Origin of the sequence: Streptomyces sp. NPDC102441 (assembly GCF_044765585.1) — a bacterium.
In the GTDB taxonomy this organism is placed as follows: domain Bacteria; phylum Actinomycetota; class Actinomycetes; order Streptomycetales; family Streptomycetaceae; genus Streptomyces.
Genome location: NZ_JBIWKH010000002.1, coordinates 483,871 through 502,305 on the forward strand (window position 1 = coordinate 483,871; position 18,435 = coordinate 502,305).

Sequence of the window (18,435 nt, forward strand, 5' to 3'; positions counted from 1 at the left end):
TCCGTTCTGTTCAGACACTCGGGGTGCTGTGCGAGGCACGCGCTGATGGGAGCGATTCCGTCCGCTGTGGTGCTGCGGGTCCGGCCCCTGGCAGCGTCTCCGGGACGAAACGCGATACGACCAGGGCCGCGAGCGCGATCACGGCGAGATAGCAGGCTGGCGCGACGGCAGAATCGAACTCGGAAATCAGCAGGGTCCCGACGAAGGGCGCGGTTCCGGCGAAGATGACGTACGCCATGTTGTAGCTCAGCGATACCGCGGTGTACCGGATCGCCGGCGGGAACAGTTCGACCTGGACGACGCCGTAGACCGTCGCGAACACCGCTATGCCTACGCCGAGCAGACACTGTCCGAGCGTGACGGCGACGACTGACCGGCCGAACATCAGCAGGAGCGCGGGAACACTGGTGAGGGCGATGGCGCCAGCGCCGAGGTAGAGCAGTGGCTTGCGCCCGTAGCGGTCCGCCAGCTTGCCGACGAGCGGGATCAGTGCCGCGGTGAAGGCCAGCCCGATCATGTTGGCGACCACCGCTTGCTGACGCGACATGTGCCCGTACTCCACGATGGCAGTGGGGGCGAAGGCGGCAAGGACGTAGAAGGCGAGGCCGTTCAGTGCCGAAAGCCCGAAGACCAGAAGCATCGCTCGCGGATGACGGCGGACGGAGTCGCGAATCGGCGTACGCGTCGTCAGGCCGTCCCGCCGCGCCTGTGCGAACTCCGGTGACTCATCGAGGTTCCGGCGAAGGAGCAGGCCGACGAAGCCGAAGATGCCGCCCAGGAGGAACGGAATCCGCCAGCCCCAGTCCTCGTAGCCCTGCTGACCGACCAGGCCCATCGTGCCGGTCACCGCCGCGGCGGCGACGATCGTGGGGATGACGTTGAACGCGACGCCCGCACTGACCCAGTACGCCCGTCTGGCAGGCGGAGCGTGCTCGGCGAGGAAGGACAGCGCGCCGGCGGTCTCGCCACCTGCCGAGAATCCCTGCACGAGCCTGAACAGCACCAGCAGGATCGGGGCGGCAACCCCCAGCGTGGCGTACGTGGGAACCAGCCCGATGGCCAGCGTCGCGCAGCCCATGGTCGTGACGACGAGGGTGAGGGTGAACCGGCGCCCCCTGCGGTCCCCGAGGGCGCCGAACACCGCGCCCCCGATGGGGCGGGCGACGAATGCGACCGCGAATGTCGCGAACGTCGCCAGGAGAGAGGCCAGCCTGTGCTCGCTGGGGAAGAAGTGCGAGGCCAGCACGGGTACGGACAGCGCGTAGATGGAGAAGTCGAACCACTCGACGAACAGGCCTACACAGCCCGCGACAAGCGTCCTCCGGGATTTACCGGGCATTCTGTCCTCCACAGAGTGATCACATGGTTGTCAGTCGAGGTCCCTGAGCCAGGCATCGAGAATCCCGGCAGCGTCCTCGCGTCCCTGGCGGCCCTCGCCCACCGGGTTCCCGTAGTGGTCCGCGGCCACCGAGCCGACACGCTTGTCACCGCTGCCGATGTTCGCCACGATCGATTCGAAGTCGCTGGGGAACACGCAGTTGTCCGCGGTGTAGGCGATCAGCAGGCTCGGCAGGACCATTTCCGGTCCCGCCTTCTCGATCGAGGCGTTCGAGGAGAGCGCTGACCACGTGGAGAGCCAGGCGTCCGGTGTGGTGAGCCGGCCGAAGCCGACGATGCCGTAGTTCGTGGTCTCCGGCTTGGCGCCGTAGACCGAGCCGTAGCCACGGTCGGACTGGTCGAGGTCCTGGTCCATCGCGCGCAGGTCCGCATCCGTACGCCACACCGTGATCAGCCTTGCGGTGCCCGAGCGGCGGCGGTCCGCTGCGGTGCCGCCTGTGGACCTGACCGTCCTGCGGGCGGCGAGCGCCTCGGCCACGTACGTGCGGGCGCGCTCGTCGATCCGCGCGACCCGGTCGAGCTGTGCGGCACGGTAGCGCGCGACGAACTCAGGGGAGTAGGACGCGCTCTGCGGAGCCGGACGACAGCCGTTGTCCTCGGCGAAGGGGTCGAGCGAGGTGTCGACGGAGAAGGCGTCGTCCTCGTCGGTGACGGAGGGGTCGATGCAGTTCGCGAGCAGTCGGCCCTGGCCGGGGTGCGGCGCCAGGTAGGCCATCGCGTCGAGTGCGGGGAGGGTGGCTGCTTCCAGGTGGGCGGGGCGGCCGGCGGGTGTACGGGCCGTACGGTCCTGGGGGGCCCGCAGGGATTGCTGGACGTAGTAGGTCAGCAGACCGGCCCCGCCCGAGTTGCCGAGTCCGACCGTCCGCCGGAACCCGACGGTGTGCAGCCAGGTGAGTCCCGCGCCCAGGTCGAGCAGTGTCTGCTCGTGCACCAGGCGCAGGTCGTTGCCGGCGTCCCTGGGCTGCTGGACGTAGACCGCGTGGCCCGCCCGCAGGAGGGCGGGGATCAGGTAGTGCCGGGAGAAGTCGACGCGCGGGTGCATGAGGACGACGACGGTGGTGTTCTCCGGCTCACGGCCGGCGGGGGTGTAGAGCGTGCCCTTTGCCGCGCTGTTGTCCACCGTGGCGCTGGTCTGCAGATGGACGCCGGCCCTGTCGGGCAGGGAGTGGGGGTACCAGTCGACGTTCAGGCCCGGATTCTTCGGTGCGCCGGATGCGGCCATCACAGCACCGCCGTCTTCGCGTCGCGGGTGAGCAGCCGGCCGGCGCCCGGCAGATCGACGGGGAGCCCCAGCGTCTCCAGGAGGGTGAACGCGCCGGCCGTCGCGGCGGACAGCACGGGCAGTCCGAACTCGTCCTCCGCCTTCTGCACCAGGGACAAGGAGGGCATCTGGACGCAGGCGGAGATGATGAGTGCGTCGGCGCCGGACAGGTCGAGTGAGCGGGCCGCTCCGAGCACCTGGTCGCCGGGGATGCAGCCGACCTCGGCGTTGTCGGCGACCTCCAGCGTGTGCCAGTCCGTCACGGTGATGCCTTCGGCTTCCAGGTACGCCACCACGAGTCGGGCGACCGGCCGCATGTAGGGCATGACCAGGGCAACATTCCTGGCACCGGCCGCACGCAGCGCGTGGACCAGCGCCCCCGCACTGGAGATGACGTGTGGACGCATGCCGCGCGCACCGAGCTCGCGGGCCACTGCCGCCTCGGTGAGCTTGTGTTCCCCCTCCCCTTCGGTGTGGCCCTGGGCCATGAGAGCGACAAGGCAGGCGTAGAGGATCGCGTCGACCCCGGCGTCACCGATTTCGTCGACGCACCGCTGCCGCTGGCTGTTCATCGCCCGCAGCGCTTCGGGCGAGACGGTGTGCATCCGCATCCGGGTGGAGTGGAAGGAGAACGTGGCGTCGCGGTGCCGTTGCAGCAGCGCGGGCATCTCGGTCTCCACCGTCACGTTCGAGCTGGGTACCACCAGCCCGATGCGGTGGTGCGGTCGTGGGTGGGCGATGCTGTGAACTGTGGTTGTTTCGCGCATGGTTCGTCCCGATTCGCGTGACCCGGTGGGGAGCACCGGGCTCTGGGTGGGTTTCCTGGAGGGGAGGGCCTAGCGGCGGACGGCGCGCAGGGCGTTCTTGTCGTGCTGGACGATGCGGGCCTCCTGGAGGCCCGCGATCGCGGAGTACCAGACGGCGTGCCGGCAGCCGGTCGCGCGGCGGTCGATGATGATCTGGCCGTCCGCGCTCGTACGGCCGGCGCCGACGTCCTCGCCCGGCGCCGGGCCCACGGCGCCGGGGCCGGCTTCCTCGGTCGCGGCGATCCGGAAGTACGGGCCGACTTCCTCCACCAGCAGCAGGGCGTCCTGCCTGGCGACGCGCACGACCCCTTCGTTCTCCGGGACGTCCAGGACGAACAACGCGGTCACGGCGTCACCGCCTGGGGCGATTCGGCTTCCCGGGCCCTGCGGGCGGTCTCCCACCCGTCCGCGCGCTCGACGATCAGCTCTGCCTTACGGGTGAGCAGCTTGTCCATGGTCGGCTCGGGGCCGGAGGCCACGTCGCACAGGGCCTCGATGGTGAGCTCCGCGTCGAGATCCTCCTGCGGGGTGACGGGACGCAGGGACCGAGTGATCTCGATCATGTAGCCGTTGGGGTCATGGGTGTAGACCGACTCGATGGTCTCGTGCATGACCTGCATCTCGCAGGGCCACCGGCTCTCGTCCAGGCGCCTGCGGTACTCAAGGAGGTCTTCCTCGGAGTCGACGTGGATGGCCAGGTGCCGTGAGTTGGCGAAGAACTCCGGAGTGCCCTCCGGCAGTCGGGCCCACGCGTCGCCCCGCAGGTTCGGGTCTCCGGCGGGTTCGTGGCCGAAGTAGTAGAAGAACGCGATGCGGTCGTCGTTGCCGATGTCGAAGAAGAAGTGGATGAAGTCGGGGTGGTTCTCCGGCCCCCACCCGGCGGCGCAGATCGAGTGCACTACCGGGAACTTCAGCGTGTCGCGGTAGAAGCGGACGGTCGCGACGGGGTCGAAGGTGGGAAAGGCGGCGTGGTCGACGCCCTTCACCCGGTGCTCGTTGCGGGTCATTCGGTGATCCTCCTCGTGCTCCTGTGCGGGCTTTTCTCTCGCTTGACAGTTATGCCGAACATTTGACGCTGGTGTCACGGGGTGTCGGTGTGCGGTCGGGCAAGGGCTCCAGCGGGCATACGAGATCCACCCGGCCCGCTGCGACTCCTGCGGCCAGCTCGTCGGTGAGCGTGGCCGGCCCGTCTGCCACTACGAGGCCGTTGGTCTCGGTGCGAAGCCGTTCGCCCACATCGAGCCGGGTCAGCACACTTCCGCGGTCCGCTTCCCCGGTCAGCCAGAATCCCTGCCAACCCGCCAGGACAAGGTCGTTGAGACGCTTCACCAGCGCGTCACCCTCCTCGCTCCACGGGTCGCCCAGGGAGACGTCCACCCTTGCCAGCCCGGCATCCGTGGGCGGCGGGACAGCTTCGACGGGTGCCGGCGCCGACAGTGATTCCCGTTGTGTGGCGACGAGGAGCCGATTCGGCCACTGCCGGTCACCGCGCTGGAGGGGGCGGCTCAGCACCCATTCCACGACTCCCTCGGTCGGGGCGCTCTCGGGTTCGAGCTCTGCGAACTGCGCCAGCCCTCGCCGCGTGATCTCCGGGTTGGTTCCGGCGAATCGCTGCAGGGCGACATTTCCGGCCCGGGTCATGTACGCGATCATCAGCTGGTCCACCGGCAGCTGCGTCCTCCGCGGGAACGAGCCCCACCACAGTCGGCTGCGCCTGGCCAGTTCCTGCAGTCGTTCGACCTGCGGCCGGCGGGTCCGCTCGTAATTCGCCAGCGCGGTGGGCAGGTCGTCCGCCCCGGCGACGGCGTCCCTCAGTGCGATGGCGTCTTCCATGGCGAGCTTGGTGCCGGACCCGATCGAGTAGTGGGCCGTGTGCGCGGCGTCCCCCAGCAGCACCGTGTTCCCGCGCGTCCAGCGGTCGCAGCGCACCGTGCGGAAACGCAGCCAGCGCGTGCGGTTGCCGATGAGACGGTGGCCGTCGAGGTGCTCGGCGAACGCCGTCTCCAGGTAGGAGAGCGCGGAGGTGTCCGAGGCGTCCTGAGCGGTCGCTGCGGTGGTGACGTCGAAGCCCGCGGCGCGCCAGGTGGCCTCGTCCGTCTCGAAGAGGAATGTGCTGCGATCCGGCGCGTACGGGTAGGCGTGTGTGACAAACGTGCCGTGCGGGGTCGTCACCGGTGTGAAGATCGCGGTGTCGAGCGCGAAGTCCGCCGCCGCCCAGAGGTAGAAACCTTCTGCGACCTCGATGTGCGCGCCGAAGTCCTCCGCGTGCTCGGTACGCGTCCGGCTGTTCACGCCGTCGCTGACGACGACGAGTTCGGCGTGGAGGTCCTCCAGCCGTTTGCGTCGGCCGTAATGCAGCTCGACACCGGCCGCCTCGGCGTGCTTGCTCAGCACCTCGAGCAACTGCGGCCGCGCGATGCCGGTGAGGGCTCCGTTCTGTACCCGTGCGTCCTGGTCACCGATGAGCATCCGCATGTCGTGCGGGCGTCCCGCGGCGATGATGTCCGCCTGGGTGGCGCTGTCCGCGGCCTCCAGATTGCGCTGGGTGCGGCCGGCGACCGCCACTCCGAAACCGAAGGTCTTCTCCGGCGCACTCTGCTCGTGCACCGCGACCTTCGCTTCCGGGTGCGCGAGCTTGAGCAGCCGTGCGGTGTACAGCCCGCCGGGACCGCCGCCGAGCACGGCGACACTGTCGAGTCTCATGACGAGACGCCTTCCTTCTCGATCTTTTCCTTGATGTCCGCCCGGAGGTCCTTCTTGGAGACCTTGCCGACGTTGGTCAGCGGAAAGGCGCCGACGACCTCGACGCGCTCCGGGAGCTTGAACTTCGCCAGTCCCTGGGAGAGCAGGAACTCCGCGACGGAACCGACCGACTGCCGGGCGGCACCGGACCTCAGCACCAGGTAGGCGCAGATCCGCTCGCCCAGCACCGGGTCGGGCATCGCGACGAGAGCCGCGTTACGGACGTCCGGGTGGTGCACCAGCAGTTCCTCGACCTCCTCGGCGTGGATCTTCTCCGCGCCACGGTTGATCACGTCCTTGATCCGGCCGTCGATCGCGTAGTAGTCCCTTCCGCCGACCACATGCCGGGTGACGAGGTCACCGGTGCGGTAGAAGCCGTCCTCGGTGAAAGCCGACGCATTGTGCTGCGGCGCCCGGTAGTAGCCCTCAATGGTGTACGGGCCACGGCAGGCCAGTTCGCCTAGCGTGCCGTCCGGGACGTCCTCCCCGGCCGGATCCAGGACGCGCACCTCGTCGGCGGGAGAGACCGGCGTGCCCACGGTGTTGCGGCGGATCCATTCCGGGGCATCGGCCGGGGTGCACAGAAACATCCCCTCTGCCATCCCGAACATCTGCCGTGTGGGCAGGCGCAGTTCGGACTCGAGACGTTCGATGAGCTCGACCGACGGACGCTGCCCGCCCAGACAGAATCCGGTGACGCTGCTCAGGTCCGTCGAGCGTGCGTCCTCGTGCTCCAGCATCCGGATCGCGACGGCCGGCGGCACAACCGGCAGCACGGTGACGTGCTCCCGGGCGATGAGCGCCAGCAACGGCCCGGGCTCCGCCCCTGGCGTGATCACGCAGGCCGCACCGGCCAGATGGGCGGGCTGCAGTGCGCCCACGGTTCCGGCGTTGTGCATGATGGGCAGCGCGTGCAGGACGACGGAGCCGGGGTTCAGGCCCAGTGTCTCCCCCCATACGCGGGAGTTGTAGAGGTACTCCCTGTGGCGGCGGGGTGCGACCTTCGGGAGCCCGGTCGTACCTCCGGAGAGCTGGAGGACCACCAGCCCTGCAGGATCGATGGCGAGCGCGGCGAGCCGCTCACGTGCCACGCGGCCCTTGCCCGCCGTGAGGATGTCGTCGTAGGAGTGAGCTCCCTCCGGCGCCGGCCCGCGGGCGACGATCAGTGTGTCGAGCACATCGACATTGCCGGCGAGCTGCTCTCCCAGGTGGACGAGGTCGCGGTTACGGAAGTCCGCCTGCACGACGTGCGCGCGGGCCCCGGTGTGCTCGGCGAGCAGGCCGATCTCGCGCTCCCCGTGCTGGGGGAGGGTGCAGACAGGGATGATGCCCGCCTTGATCGCCCCGTAGTAGACGACGATCGTCTCGGCGACGTTCCCCAGCTGGAACATCATGCGGTCGCCGGGCGCCAGGGCCGTGGTGGCCAGCAGACCCGCGGCGAAACACTCGGTGAGCTCGTCGAGTTCACGGTGCGTAAGACGGTCGTCGACCGTGATGAGGGCGGTGCGGTCGGCGTGCTCGACCGCAGCGGCGCGCAACGCGTCGCCCAGCGTCTCGCCGGTCCACACCCCCTCTCTGACGTAGCGCTCGGCCCGTTCGGCAGGGAAGGGCCGGGATGCGTCGTGGTCGGCATCGAGCAGCATGCGAACCTCCAGTTACGTAGGCGTAAAAATTTCTACATACCTGTCACAAGTGCGGTGGTGCGGGTCATACGGGTCATGCGGAAACAGGGTCGGCTTCGACGTCAGTCGCGGGTGCGAGGAGGGGTGGGGTTCTCGTCTGCCAGCGCGGTGGTCATGGCGCCTTCCAGGTGTTTCATGTCTTCCTTGAGCAGTTCCAGGGCTGCCCACGGTCCCGGCTCGACCGTTCGCTCGTCGCCCCGGCGGACACCGTTCATCACTACATCGACCAGTACCCTCGCCACGTCCTCCGCGCCCCCTTCGGCTCCGGGGCGGTACCACCACGCAACCCAGTTGGTCATGCCCAGCATGCTCAGCGCGACGGTGCGGGCCGGGAGCGGGCGCAGCGCGCCTGCGGCCTGGGCGTCCGAGATCAGGCCCGTGAGGAGCTCAAGCACGCGGTGGCGAGCTTGGCGGTGCATGTCGGCGATGTCCGCGGGAAGATTGGGCTCGCTGCGGTCGAGCAGCCGGAACCGAGTGGTGTTGCGCGTGTTGTGGAGCACGATCTCACGGAGGGCGAGTTCCAGGCGTTCGGCCTCCGCGAGGTCGGAGCGGGCGCAGGCCCCCTCGAGGATCTCCACCACTCGCTGCAGTACGTCCCTGACGAGCTCCGCCAGCAGTTCCTCCTTGTTGCTGACGTAGTGGTACAGGGCGGGGCGGCTGATGCCCATCGCGTCCGCGATGTCCTGAAAGCTCGTGTTGGCGAAGCCCTGCTCGGCGAAGAGCCGGGCCGAGTGCTCCAGCAACTCGTTCGACATCAGTCGTCGCCGGTTGTGCTGCTTCGTCATCAATGCCCCGCTCGCGTCGACCGCCATGCTGCTGCTCCCCTCATTCTGCCTGCACCGGCCTCGGCCCGAAGCGTGCCGTGACAGGTCCATGGGTGATCGCGCGCACCGCCTGGGGTATCGGATACCGCTGCCCCGTGGTGTCGGCCGGTACGACGCACGCTACGGGCGGTTCGACATGAGCGTCAAGGTTTCGACACTCATGAAACCCGTCGGTGCGGGGCTCTTGGGGCCTCAGGCCTCGGCGCGGATGTCGCTGAGCCGGGGAAAGTACCAGCGCAGGACGGAGCGCGGGTCGTCCGCGCCGGCGCGACCCCAGTCCCGTTGCAGTTCCGCGGTGAGGGAGATGGCGGTGACGGCCTGGACCATGCGTTGCGTCGCGTGGTCACGGGCGGACGGGCTGACGCCGCCGGCCCCCGTGCGAGGGCCGGTGCGTCTGCGGTACCAGGAGTCTTTACCGGGGGAGTACGGAAAGGCTCCTGAGGCGTGCGTGCCCGCCGGTCCAGCCCGAGACGTCCAGCGCCACATAGCGGGCGGTGGCGCCGGCGGTGAGGCCGGTCGTGGTGTTGCGGCCCCGGAGCGTTCCACCGGGCCGGTAGGTGACGCCGTCGTCGCTGAACTCGACTGTCGCCCGCGGCAGCCTCCTCGACGTCCACTCCGCGAGGACCCGCTCGACGGGGATGGCGGAACCGAGGTCCACGACCATCCGTGCCCGGTCGGATCCAGGGGTCCACGATGTCTGCCGGTCGCCGTCCACCGCGGCTGACGGGTCCGACATGCCGACGGGGCGCGGTGCGTTCGGGAACGTGTCGCATCCCAGCGCGGCGTCGTCGAGCGGATAGGGGACGACGTCGCGCACCGACACCGTCGCGGTCCGGCCGCGGCGCAGCCGGACCTTCGTGCGCCGGCCGTCGACGGCCGTCACGAGCAGGTCGCACGACGGCCCGGTCAGCCGCACGGTCGCGGCGTCGGTCACATCCGCCCGGACACCCGGCGGTACCGTCCGTCCCGTCGCCGGACGCAGGGTGAACCGGGCCGCGGCGACAGCTGCGGTCGCCCCTTCCAGTTCGGCCGCGAAGTCCGTACCGGTGGCCGTCACCGTCTGCGAACCGGCGTAGAGGACGAGGCCGACGCCCTGCCCGGGCACGGCCACGGCGGTCTTCACGGTGTCGGGGGAGAGGTTGAACAGACTCAGGTGGCCGCCGGCGGTGCTGGCGTGGACGGCGGGGTCCCCGGCCTTCGGGGCCTTCCGGGACGCTGCCGCCTCCAGGGCGGCGGGGTCCCCTGTCGGATGACCCTCGACGGTGAGGGGCTCGGCGGGACCGTCGGACAGCACCAGCATGTCGCCGTAGACGGCAAGCGGGTTGGCGGCGTCACGGACCACCAGCCCGGCCCTTCCGTCCACGGAGACCCAGCCGCCGCTGCTCGTGAGCTCGGCCTCGGGGAAACGGGTCAGTTCGGTCCAGTTCTCCCCGTCGTCGGAGCCCTGTACCTGATACCTGCTCGCAGCCGCGGACTCCCAGGCCAGGGTGACGTGGTCGAAGGTGACGGCGCTGCCGAGGTCGACAGTCAGCCAGCTGTCCTGGCGGTTGCGGTCGGCGACTGCGACGGCCCAGCGGGTGGTGTCGTCGCCGTCCAGTGCCTGTGCCGCCTCGCGGCCCGGCGTCGCCGACGAAGCGGTGGCGGCAGCGGTGCGGGCGAGGTCGTCTCCGTCCGCGCCGTCCCGGACGGAGAAGGTGTAGAGGGAGTACCCGTACTGCGGGTGTCCGGAGACGCCCTGCATGCGGACGAAGCGGTGGGAGCCGCGGGGGAGCGCGAGGGTGTCCACCCGGGGCCCGGTCCCGCCCGAGGTGTTCCCGCTGTCCTTCGACTTCACCTGAACCGATCCCTCGGCCGAGGTGTACGTACGACTGCCGTCCAGGCCCGCCAGCCCCGGCATCGTCAGGTTGTGTATCTGCAGGTGCCCCTCACCGGCGGCCGTGCCGGTCGTCGCGTAGACGACCACACCCGACGGGAGGGTGGTGAACCCGGCGGTACCGGTGTCGAGTTCGAGTACGGAGGCGGTCGCGTCGATACCGTCGCGGACCTTCCGGTAGGTCGTGACCGAGCGGCGCAGCACCTTGCCGCCGGTCGAAGGCAGGAACATCGGAGTGTTGCCGCTCAGCGCGAACAGCCAGTCGTCATGGGCGGGCTGCCAGGCGAACTTGACGAAGCCCGGCTTGCTCACCGTGGCCGCCCAGGCTGCCGGGGTCTGCTGGACCACCAGGCCAGGGCCCTCGGCGAAGTCCCGTACCCCGGAGGCCTGTGCGTAGAACTCCTTGTCGGACAGCGGGGTCACGGCGCCACCGTGCGCAGCGCGCCACCGGTGCAGCAGATAGCTGATGGCGATCTCGGCCCTAGCCTCCGGTTCGTACTTCGCCTCGCCCGAGAACTTGGCGAGCCGGTACTCCGGCGCGTACGCCTGGTAGGGCGCCAGCCGCTTCGCCATCGCCGCCTCGGCCCAGGCGGCAGCGCGGTCCCCGGTCACCTGGGCCAGGAAGGCCAGCGGGATCACATCCCGTCCGTAGAGGTGTTCGCGGTCCGCCACCATGGGCATCAGCGGCTCGCCCGCGTCGCTCATCACCATGAGCAGAGTGCGCCACAGCGGCCCCGCGTTCGGCTGCGCGGTCAGGACCTGCGGCATGGGACGGCCCGCGGTGATGAAGTGGGCGGCGTTGCGGCCGGAGGTGCGCCACAGCTCCTCCTGGTAGTGCGGGCCGAAGGAGTCGTGGTTCTCGACGATGAACGTGTCGTAGAGATTCGTCGCGGTGTTCGTCCGGACTGCGACTCCGTCGACCAGGGCGGGATTGGCCAGGTCCGCCGCGGGCAGTCCCGCCTCGTTCCGGGTCCACCGGCCGAAGGCCGCCGTCCACTCGTCGTGCCGGGAGTCGTCGGTGGCCCAGGCGAGGCCCGGTGCCAGCGACTGGGCGTAGACGCCCATCTCCTCGAGCTTCGTGTCACCGACGAAGCCACCCTTGAGCCCGTTCGGCGTCCAGCTCCCGGAGGCGGGGTCGGTCCTGCTGCCGAGGGCTGCGGTGTACTGCGCCTGTTCGCGGGCGATCGTGTCGACGTTCTGCCGTGTGCCGGAGTCCAGCTGATCCCAGAGCAGCCGGGCGGCGAGCACGAAGTACAACTGGAAGGTCGTGTCGAAGAACAACGTGCGGCCCCACTCCGTGCCTCCTGTGAGGCGATTGGAGGCGGCGAAGTGCTTGATGGTGGCCAGCGTGCGGGAGAGCAGTTCGTCCTTGCCCACGCCGGCCCGCCCGGAGTCGTAGGTCCCCTGGGTCAGGAGCACGGCGTTGCCGAGCACGACCGCGAAGCCGAAGTCCTTGGCCGTGTAATGACCGAGAGCGGAGTCCCACTGTGTCTCCGCCCAGCGTGTGTGCGTCAGCAGCACCTGGTAATAGGTCTCCGCGATGCCGTCCGGCTCGGGGCCCTCGTGGTGGCGTCCCCCGGCGGCTGCAGTCGGCTCCGCTGCCGCCATACCTGGGGAAGCCAGCGACCCGGCCGTCAACAGCCCTGTCAGTCCTGCGAGTTGGACGAACCTACGCCTGTCGAGGTAAGTCGGGCTGTCGGTCATGGGGCCCTCCGGGGCTTTGACAACGTTGTCAGATGCTGGCCATCCTTTCCCCTGACCTGCTGCTCGTCAAGGGTTCCGTACCGCAACGCGGGCCGCCCGGCCCACCGCCCGTGCCGTTACGATGGGATCCGTTTGTCCGCAGGGAGTTGAAAATGCCGAGCCGTCGCCCGGAGGGGACTGCCTCCGGCACGTCGTGGAACCAGACGTTCAGCCACTCGATGTGGCGGGCGAACAACTCCGTGCACCGTGCCCTGAACGAACGGCTGCGCCCCCTCGGTGTCACGATGACGCAGCTCGGGATCGTGCTGACGCTCGACCAGCACGGGCCGCTGTCCGGGGCGGATCTGGCCCGGGGGCAGAACATCACGCCGCAGAGTGTGACGACGGCCCTCGCGCATCTGGAGCGGATCGGGTGGATCGAGCGGCATCCGCACCCTGTGCACCGTCGGGTCGTGCTGGTCGAGCCGACCGAAGCCGGACTGCGGGGCATGGCTGAGGGGCGGCGGCTCGTCGAAGCGGTCGTGGAACGGCTCTCCGATGTGGTCGGCGGGCCCGAGGAGCTGGACCGTCTGACGCTCGGCATGCGTCGCATCGCCATCGCTCTCGACGGCCCCGACTCCCCGGTGGCCCGTATGTGGCCCGACCCGCCCGACGTCGGCTGAGGCCGTTCCGTCACAGGCCTTCAGCGTTCCCCCGTCACCCCGCGTTCCCCTGTCACCGGCCGGATGTCTGCGTCCCCGGCAGTGGCCGGTGCTCGCCGGTCTCAGTCATTTGGGACTGTGACAGGCGCCTGATAACTTGGCCGCCGCGTTCCATCAGGAGGTCTGTCTCACATGTCCGCGATATCCGCCCCCCACCGCGCTGTCGAGCGACCGGTACTGACCACCGTGCTGGCGTGTCTCGGTATGTTCGCCGCCTACGTGCCCATCGGCAGCGTCTCGGTGTCCCTCTCGCGTATCCAGCAGGGGCTCGGCGCCTCCACGGCCGACCTGCAGTGGGTCTCCGACGCGTTCATCCTGCCGATGGCCGCGCTGATCCTCACCTTCGGCCTGATCGGTGACCTGTACGGCCGCAAGAAGGCCTACCTCGCGGGCATGCTCCTGTTCGCCGCCGGCTCGGTGATCTCCCTGACCGCGCACAGCGTCCAGCAGGTCTGGGCGGGCCAGGCCGTCGCCGGTGCGGGTGCCGCGGCTCTCGCCTCCTCCACGCTCGCCCTGATCAGCCACGCCTACCCGGACTTCCGTGCCCGCGCCAAGGCCATCGCCGCCTGGGCCGCGTCCCTGAGCATCGGCATGGCCCTCGGCCCGCTGATCAGCGGCGTCATCCTGGAGCACGCCACCTGGCGCTGGATCTTCCTGCCGGCCGCCGTGATCACCGCCGTCACCGGCCTGGTGGCCGTGCGGATGCTGGAGGACTCGCGTTCCGCGCACGGCCGCGCCGTCGACGTCCCCGGCCAGATCGCCGCGATCGTCTTCATCATCGGCCTGATCTACGGCGTGATCGAGGGCGGCGGGGCCGGCGGCTGGGGCCAGACCGAGGTCGTCGTCGCGTTCGCCGCCGCGGCGCTCGGCCTGATCGGCTTCATCGTCGCCGAGCTGCGCTCCGCCTCGCCGATGCTCTCCCTGAAGCTGTTCGCGGTACGTCCCTTCACCGGCGCGGGCGTCGTCAACGCGGTCGTCATGTTCGGGATGATCGGGTCGGTCTTCACCCTCAGCCTCTTCTTCGGCAGCGTGCAGCAGCTCTCCGTCCTCGACATCGCCTGGCGGATGCTGGTCTTCAACGGAGTCTCCGTCCTCACCGGCCCGCTCGTCGGCCGTCTGATGGGCAAGGTCGCGCCCGGCTTGCTCCTGAGCGTCGGCCTGGTCGGCGTCGGCAGCGCCATGCTGTGGCTGACCGGCCTGGAGACCGACTCCGGGTTCGGCGAGATGGCCGGTCCGCTCGCTCTGTTCGGCCTCGGTATGGGCTTCGTGATGACGCCCATCAGCGCCGTCGCCGTCGGCAGCGTCCCGCACCACCTGGCGGGCATGGCGGGCGCCGGCAACAACACCCTGCGCCAGCTCGGCGGCGCGCTCGGCCCCGCCGTCCTCGGTGCCGTACTCACCAGCCGGCTCACCTCCGCACTGCCCGGGCACCTCGCGGACTCCGGACTGTCCGCCGCCGACCAGCAGCGGGTGGGCGAGGCCCTCGCGGAGGGCGGCGTGGGCGCCGCCGGTCACCTGGGGCTCGCCCCCGAGGCGACCGGCCCCGCGCTCGGCGCGATCGGTGCGAGCTTCACCGACGCCGTCCACGTCTGCATGACCGTCGGCGCGGTCGGGATGCTGGTGGCCCTGATCGCCACGGCCACCCTGATCGGCTTCCGCCGCCCGCAGCCTGCGGCGCGGGCCGCCGCCCCGGAACCGGCACCCGCCCCGGAACCGGCACCCGCCCACGACACGCATGCGGACCAGGCCGGCCAGGCACCCGTCCAGGCAGGTCCCGCGCTCCACGGACACATCCGCAGCCCCATCGGCGCCCCTCGCCCCACGGTCACGCTGATTTCCCTGACGGGGCGTCAGCTCGGTCGGGTCGTGGGCCGTTCCGACGGCGGTTACGAGCTCGCCGTACCCGGTGCCGGCACCTACGTGCTGATCGCCGCAGCCGACGGGCACCAGCCGCAGGCGGTCACCGTCACCGTCGGAGACGAACCGCTCGCGTACGACATCCTTCTCTCCGGTGCGCCAGGTCTGAGCGGGGCCGTCAGCGGCGCCGACGGGCTGCCGGTCGCCGCCGCCGTCGTGATCGTGACCGATGTGCGCGGCGAGGTGGTCGGCACCGGACAGACAGGCCCGGACGGGGAGTTCACCTTCGAGGAGCTGCCCGCCGGCGAGTTCACGGTCGCGGTGAACGCGGCGGGGCACCGGCCGGCCGCCGTTCCCGTCACGGTCGGCGTCGGCGGCCCCGGCCGGGTGGAGATCGCCCTCGTCGCGGGCGCCCTGCTCCAGGGCGCGGTGCGTGCGGGAACCGACCGGCGCCCGCTGCTGGACGCCCGCGTCACGCTCCTCGACGCGGCGGGCAACGTCGCCGCGACGGCCACCACCAGCGCGGACGGCGTGTACGCCTTCGCCGACCTGGACGCCGGTGAGTACTCCGTGGTCGCCAGCGGTTACCCGGCCGTCGCCACCGCGCTGCGTGTGACGGGCTCCGGCGCCGAAGACCTCGACATCGAGCTGTCCCACCCGGCGTCCTGAGCGTTTCCTGACGGCCGGCCAGGGAGAAGCGCGCGGCCGGGGATCCCCGGCCGCGCGTGCGGCGGAGTGGTTACTGCTGGGTGTAGCGCTCCACCAGGTGAACCCGGTCGAAGGTCCAGGCGGAGCCGGTGGAAGCCCAGCTGCCCGTGTGGCCGTTGAACGTGCCGTCGGCCTTCGACGTCATGGTGAACATGCGGATCGTGCCGGCGTCGTAGCCGTACATGAAGCCGAGATCGTCACGACCGTCACCGTTGTAGTCGCCTGCGACGACCTTCATGTGCTCGCGCCACAGGTTGCCCGCCGGGATGGTGGCGGTGATGGTGCGGGTCTTGAAGGTGCCGTCGGTCCCGGAGAGGAAGGTGGAGACACCGTCGGAGCCGTCGGCGTAGTCGTACCAGACGGAGACGTCGTCGCGGCCGTCACCGTTGAAGTCACCGGAGTTGACGGTGGAGCGGGCGCCGTCGCCCCAGACCGGGGACTCCCAGCCGGCGACCGGGTCGGCGAAGCCGCCGTCGGGCTTGGCGAGGAAGGTGAACAGGCGCGCGGACTTGTCGCTGTAGGTGTAGAGGACGGCGAGGTCGTCGCGGCCGTCGGCGTTGTAGTCACCGGTGCCGAACTTCATGTTCTCGACCCACCAGTTGTCCTTCGGCCTGCTGAAGGACGCGACCGGGTTGGCGAAGCCGCCGTCGGTCCTGGACAGGAAGGTGTACACCTTGTCGCTGCCGTCGGAGTAGTCGTACCAGACGGAGATGTCGTCGCGGCCGTCACCGTTGAAGTCGCCGCTCTGCGGGTTCACGTTGGCGGCGGTCCAGTTGCCGGGCGCCACCTTCCAGGAGGTGAGGGGTTCGGCGAAGTTGCCGTCGCCCTTGCCGAGCCAGGTGAGCAGGGCCATCGAGCCGTCGGTGTAGCCGTAGAAGGCCGCCACGTCGCCGGTGCCGTCACCGTTGTAGTCGCCGGTGAGGAACTTCATCTTGTCGGCGGTGTAGCCGCCGGCCGCCCGGGTCCAGCTGGTGACCGGCGGCAGGAAGGTGCCGTCGGGGCCCGCGATGAAACGGTGCATGGCGTCGTGGCCGTCGGCGTAGTCGTACCAGTCGGCGATGTCGCTGCGGCCGTCGTTGTTGTAGTCGTTGCGGATGACGGTCCCGCTGGACCAGCGGGACTCCTTCTTGTCCGTGCGGACGACGAAGTTGCCGCGGTCGGTCAGGACGGCGGAGCCGCCGGGGGCCGAGGTCTTGGACTCCCACAGCTTGGTGGTGCCGTCGGCCTTGAGTACGACGAGGTTGCCGGTTGTGTCCAGGCTCACGGTGGCGCCGGCGTTGCCGCCGGTGCCGGTGGACCACAAGGTCTTTCCGGCGTTGGAGGTGATGACGAAGTTGCCGTCCGCCTGGAGCGTGGCCTTGGCGGAGTTGGAGATCAGCGAGTCACCGGACAGCAGCCGCTGCCCCGGTCGCAGTGCGGCGCCGAGGGCCGTGCCGTCCGCGCGGGAGGCGACTGCTCCGTTGCGGGTCTCCTCGGTGCCGAAGCAGCCGCCCTGCCAGGACCGGCTGCTGACGCCGACCAGCTCGTACGAGCCGCTGCCGGTGTCCCGGAGGACGGGGCCGCCGGTGTCGCCCATGCAGATCGCGTCGTCGGCCGTCTCGCCGGTGATGTTCAGTGCGTCTCCGGTGACGGAGCCCACCGTGAAGTCCGCCTCGTGGAGCTTGTCCGGTACCCACTCGTCCCTGGTCCGGCCGTAGCCCGTGACCTTCAGCGTGTCACCGGCGGCGGGCGGTGTCGTCGCCAGCTCGACAGGGGCGACTCCGGTGGCGGGGGTGGCGAGCCGGGCCATCACCATGTCGCGTCCCGCGCGCGGGACGATCTGCACGATCTCGCTGACATGGCCGCCGGTGGTGGCGGTCAGGTCGGTGCGGCCGACCGTGGCGACGGTCTTCAGGGCGGGCTTCCCGGCGACGACGTCGGTGGGCGCCTGCGGGTCGGCGGCGAAACAGGAGGCGGCGGTCACGATCCACTGGGGATCGACCAGGGCGCCGGTACAGGCGCGCCGTCCGTCGCCTATGTCGAGTTGCGCGGTGAAGGAATAGCTGTTCGCGGCGGCAGGGGTGCCGACCACTGCCTGTGCGGGTACCGCGAGGGTGGTGCCGCCCATGGCGGCGGTGAGGGCGAACAACGTCATGCCGCGTCTCGCGCGGGAGTGTCTACCAAACACGTGTCATCTTGCTTTCTGTCGGAGGAGCCTTCCGCGGAGCCCTGTGGAAGGCGCGCAGCGGCACCCGTGGGTGCCACTTGACGGCGGTGTCCCGAGCGGGGCTACTTCGTGGAGTGGATCTCCAGGAGCGTGTGGTCGCGGGCCTCGGGATCCGCGGTCTCGCCGACAGGCGTCCAGCTGTTCCTGGCGACGTCGAAGGACGACGCCTCGCCCTCGGCCTCCATGTCGACCTGAAGGCTGTAGTCGTTGCCCACCACCGCGTAGACCCGCGGAAGTTCGAGCGACAGGAAGCCGCTGTTGCCGGTGGTCTCGAAACAGAACGTGCCCATGCCGCGGGCCCAGACCTCGACCTGCCCGGTGCCAGGTGCGCAGTCGGCGAGCAGGATGTGCCCGTCGCCGCTCTTCAGGCGGATGCCCCGCTCGGCGAAGATGTCGTCCGCGCCCGGATAGGCGAAGTCCTCCACGGCCACCGGCGGCAGCTCGTCGGCCGCGGCGACCGGGGCTCCGGGCTCGGCTCCGGCGAGTGGAGCAGCCGCCAGGAAGATCCCGGTGACGGCGCTCGCTGCCAGGGCGAAGGAAATGAACGAACGGGTTCTCACGGTTTCGTCAGCCTCTCGTAGCCGGACCGATGAGACGTCGCGTACGAGAGAGCGGTTGTGCACCGCTCGACAGAGATCGAGACCGCACCCCCCAGTACGTAGCGTCCACCCGA

The 18,435-nt window shown here is 70.0% G+C and carries 14 protein-coding genes; 2 read left to right on the forward strand and 12 right to left on the reverse strand.

Annotated elements, in window-relative coordinates:
* Window positions 1-10: 10 nt before the first annotated feature.
* The 10 genes from ACIREO_RS05735 to ACIREO_RS05780 all read right to left on the reverse strand — a co-directional run bounded on the left by ACIREO_RS05735 (window position 11) and on the right by ACIREO_RS05780 (window position 12,290).
* Window positions 11-1,339 carry an MFS transporter gene (locus ACIREO_RS05735; RefSeq protein ID WP_404105473.1) on the reverse strand — a complete coding sequence of 443 codons (1,329 nt, stop codon included), beginning with the start codon at window positions 1,337-1,339 and terminating at the stop codon, window positions 11-13.
* Window positions 1,340-1,369: 30 nt separating this feature from the next.
* Complete coding sequence (locus ACIREO_RS05740) at window positions 1,370-2,620, reverse strand: hypothetical protein (protein ID WP_404105475.1); 1,251 nt, start codon at window positions 2,618-2,620, stop codon at window positions 1,370-1,372.
* The gene (locus ACIREO_RS05745; protein ID WP_404105477.1) at window positions 2,620-3,426 is read right to left on the reverse strand and encodes an Asp/Glu racemase; all 807 of its coding nucleotides are present in this window, start codon (window positions 3,424-3,426) and stop codon (window positions 2,620-2,622) included. The genes ACIREO_RS05740 and ACIREO_RS05745 overlap by 1 nt, the downstream gene beginning before the upstream one ends.
* Window positions 3,427-3,495: 69 nt before the next feature.
* Window positions 3,496-3,813: a hypothetical protein gene (locus ACIREO_RS05750; RefSeq protein WP_404105480.1), complete on the reverse strand. Its 318-nt coding sequence runs from the start codon at window positions 3,811-3,813 to the stop codon at window positions 3,496-3,498.
* Window positions 3,810-4,472 carry a VOC family protein gene (locus ACIREO_RS05755; protein WP_404105483.1) on the reverse strand — a complete coding sequence of 221 codons (663 nt, stop codon included), beginning with the start codon at window positions 4,470-4,472 and terminating at the stop codon, window positions 3,810-3,812. Before ACIREO_RS05755 ends, ACIREO_RS05750 begins: the two co-directional genes overlap by 4 nt.
* Window positions 4,473-4,521: 49 nt before the next feature.
* On the reverse strand, window positions 4,522-6,168 hold the full coding sequence (locus ACIREO_RS05760; RefSeq protein WP_404105486.1) for an FAD-dependent monooxygenase: 1,647 nt from the start codon (window positions 6,166-6,168) through the stop codon (window positions 4,522-4,524).
* Window positions 6,165-7,850: a (2,3-dihydroxybenzoyl)adenylate synthase gene (locus ACIREO_RS05765; protein ID WP_404105489.1), complete on the reverse strand. Its 1,686-nt coding sequence runs from the start codon at window positions 7,848-7,850 to the stop codon at window positions 6,165-6,167. The genes ACIREO_RS05760 and ACIREO_RS05765 overlap by 4 nt, the downstream gene beginning before the upstream one ends.
* Before the next feature lie 101 nt (window positions 7,851-7,951).
* Window positions 7,952-8,701, reverse strand: coding sequence for a TetR/AcrR family transcriptional regulator (locus tag ACIREO_RS05770; RefSeq protein WP_404105492.1), 750 nt, complete (start codon window positions 8,699-8,701; stop codon window positions 7,952-7,954).
* A gap of 204 nt (window positions 8,702-8,905) precedes the next feature.
* Window positions 8,906-9,040, reverse strand: coding sequence for a hypothetical protein (locus ACIREO_RS05775; protein WP_404105495.1), 135 nt, complete (start codon window positions 9,038-9,040; stop codon window positions 8,906-8,908).
* Window positions 9,041-9,125: 85 nt separating this feature from the next.
* Window positions 9,126-12,290, reverse strand: coding sequence for a discoidin domain-containing protein (locus tag ACIREO_RS05780; protein ID WP_404105498.1), 3,165 nt, complete (start codon window positions 12,288-12,290; stop codon window positions 9,126-9,128).
* A gap of 152 nt (window positions 12,291-12,442) precedes the next feature.
* Between ACIREO_RS05780 and ACIREO_RS05785 the strand changes: the two genes are divergently transcribed.
* The gene (locus tag ACIREO_RS05785; RefSeq protein ID WP_404105501.1) at window positions 12,443-12,952 is read left to right on the forward strand and encodes a MarR family winged helix-turn-helix transcriptional regulator; all 510 of its coding nucleotides are present in this window, start codon (window positions 12,443-12,445) and stop codon (window positions 12,950-12,952) included.
* 171 nt (window positions 12,953-13,123) lie between these two features.
* The gene (locus ACIREO_RS05790; RefSeq protein ID WP_404105504.1) at window positions 13,124-15,517 is read left to right on the forward strand and encodes an MFS transporter; all 2,394 of its coding nucleotides are present in this window, start codon (window positions 13,124-13,126) and stop codon (window positions 15,515-15,517) included.
* Between the two features lie 70 nt (window positions 15,518-15,587).
* On the opposite strand, the gene ACIREO_RS05795 is transcribed toward ACIREO_RS05790, so the two are convergent.
* Both ACIREO_RS05795 and ACIREO_RS05800 read right to left on the reverse strand, forming a co-directional pair.
* Window positions 15,588-17,690 (reverse strand): trypsin-like serine protease, encoded by a 2,103-nt coding sequence (locus ACIREO_RS05795; protein ID WP_404105507.1) that lies wholly within the window; start codon window positions 17,688-17,690, stop codon window positions 15,588-15,590.
* A 134-nt stretch (window positions 17,691-17,824) separates the two neighbouring features.
* Window positions 17,825-18,322, reverse strand: a complete 498-nt coding sequence (locus ACIREO_RS05800) for a hypothetical protein (protein ID WP_404105510.1) — start codon at window positions 18,320-18,322, stop codon at window positions 17,825-17,827.
* Window positions 18,323-18,435: the final 113 nt, after the last annotated feature.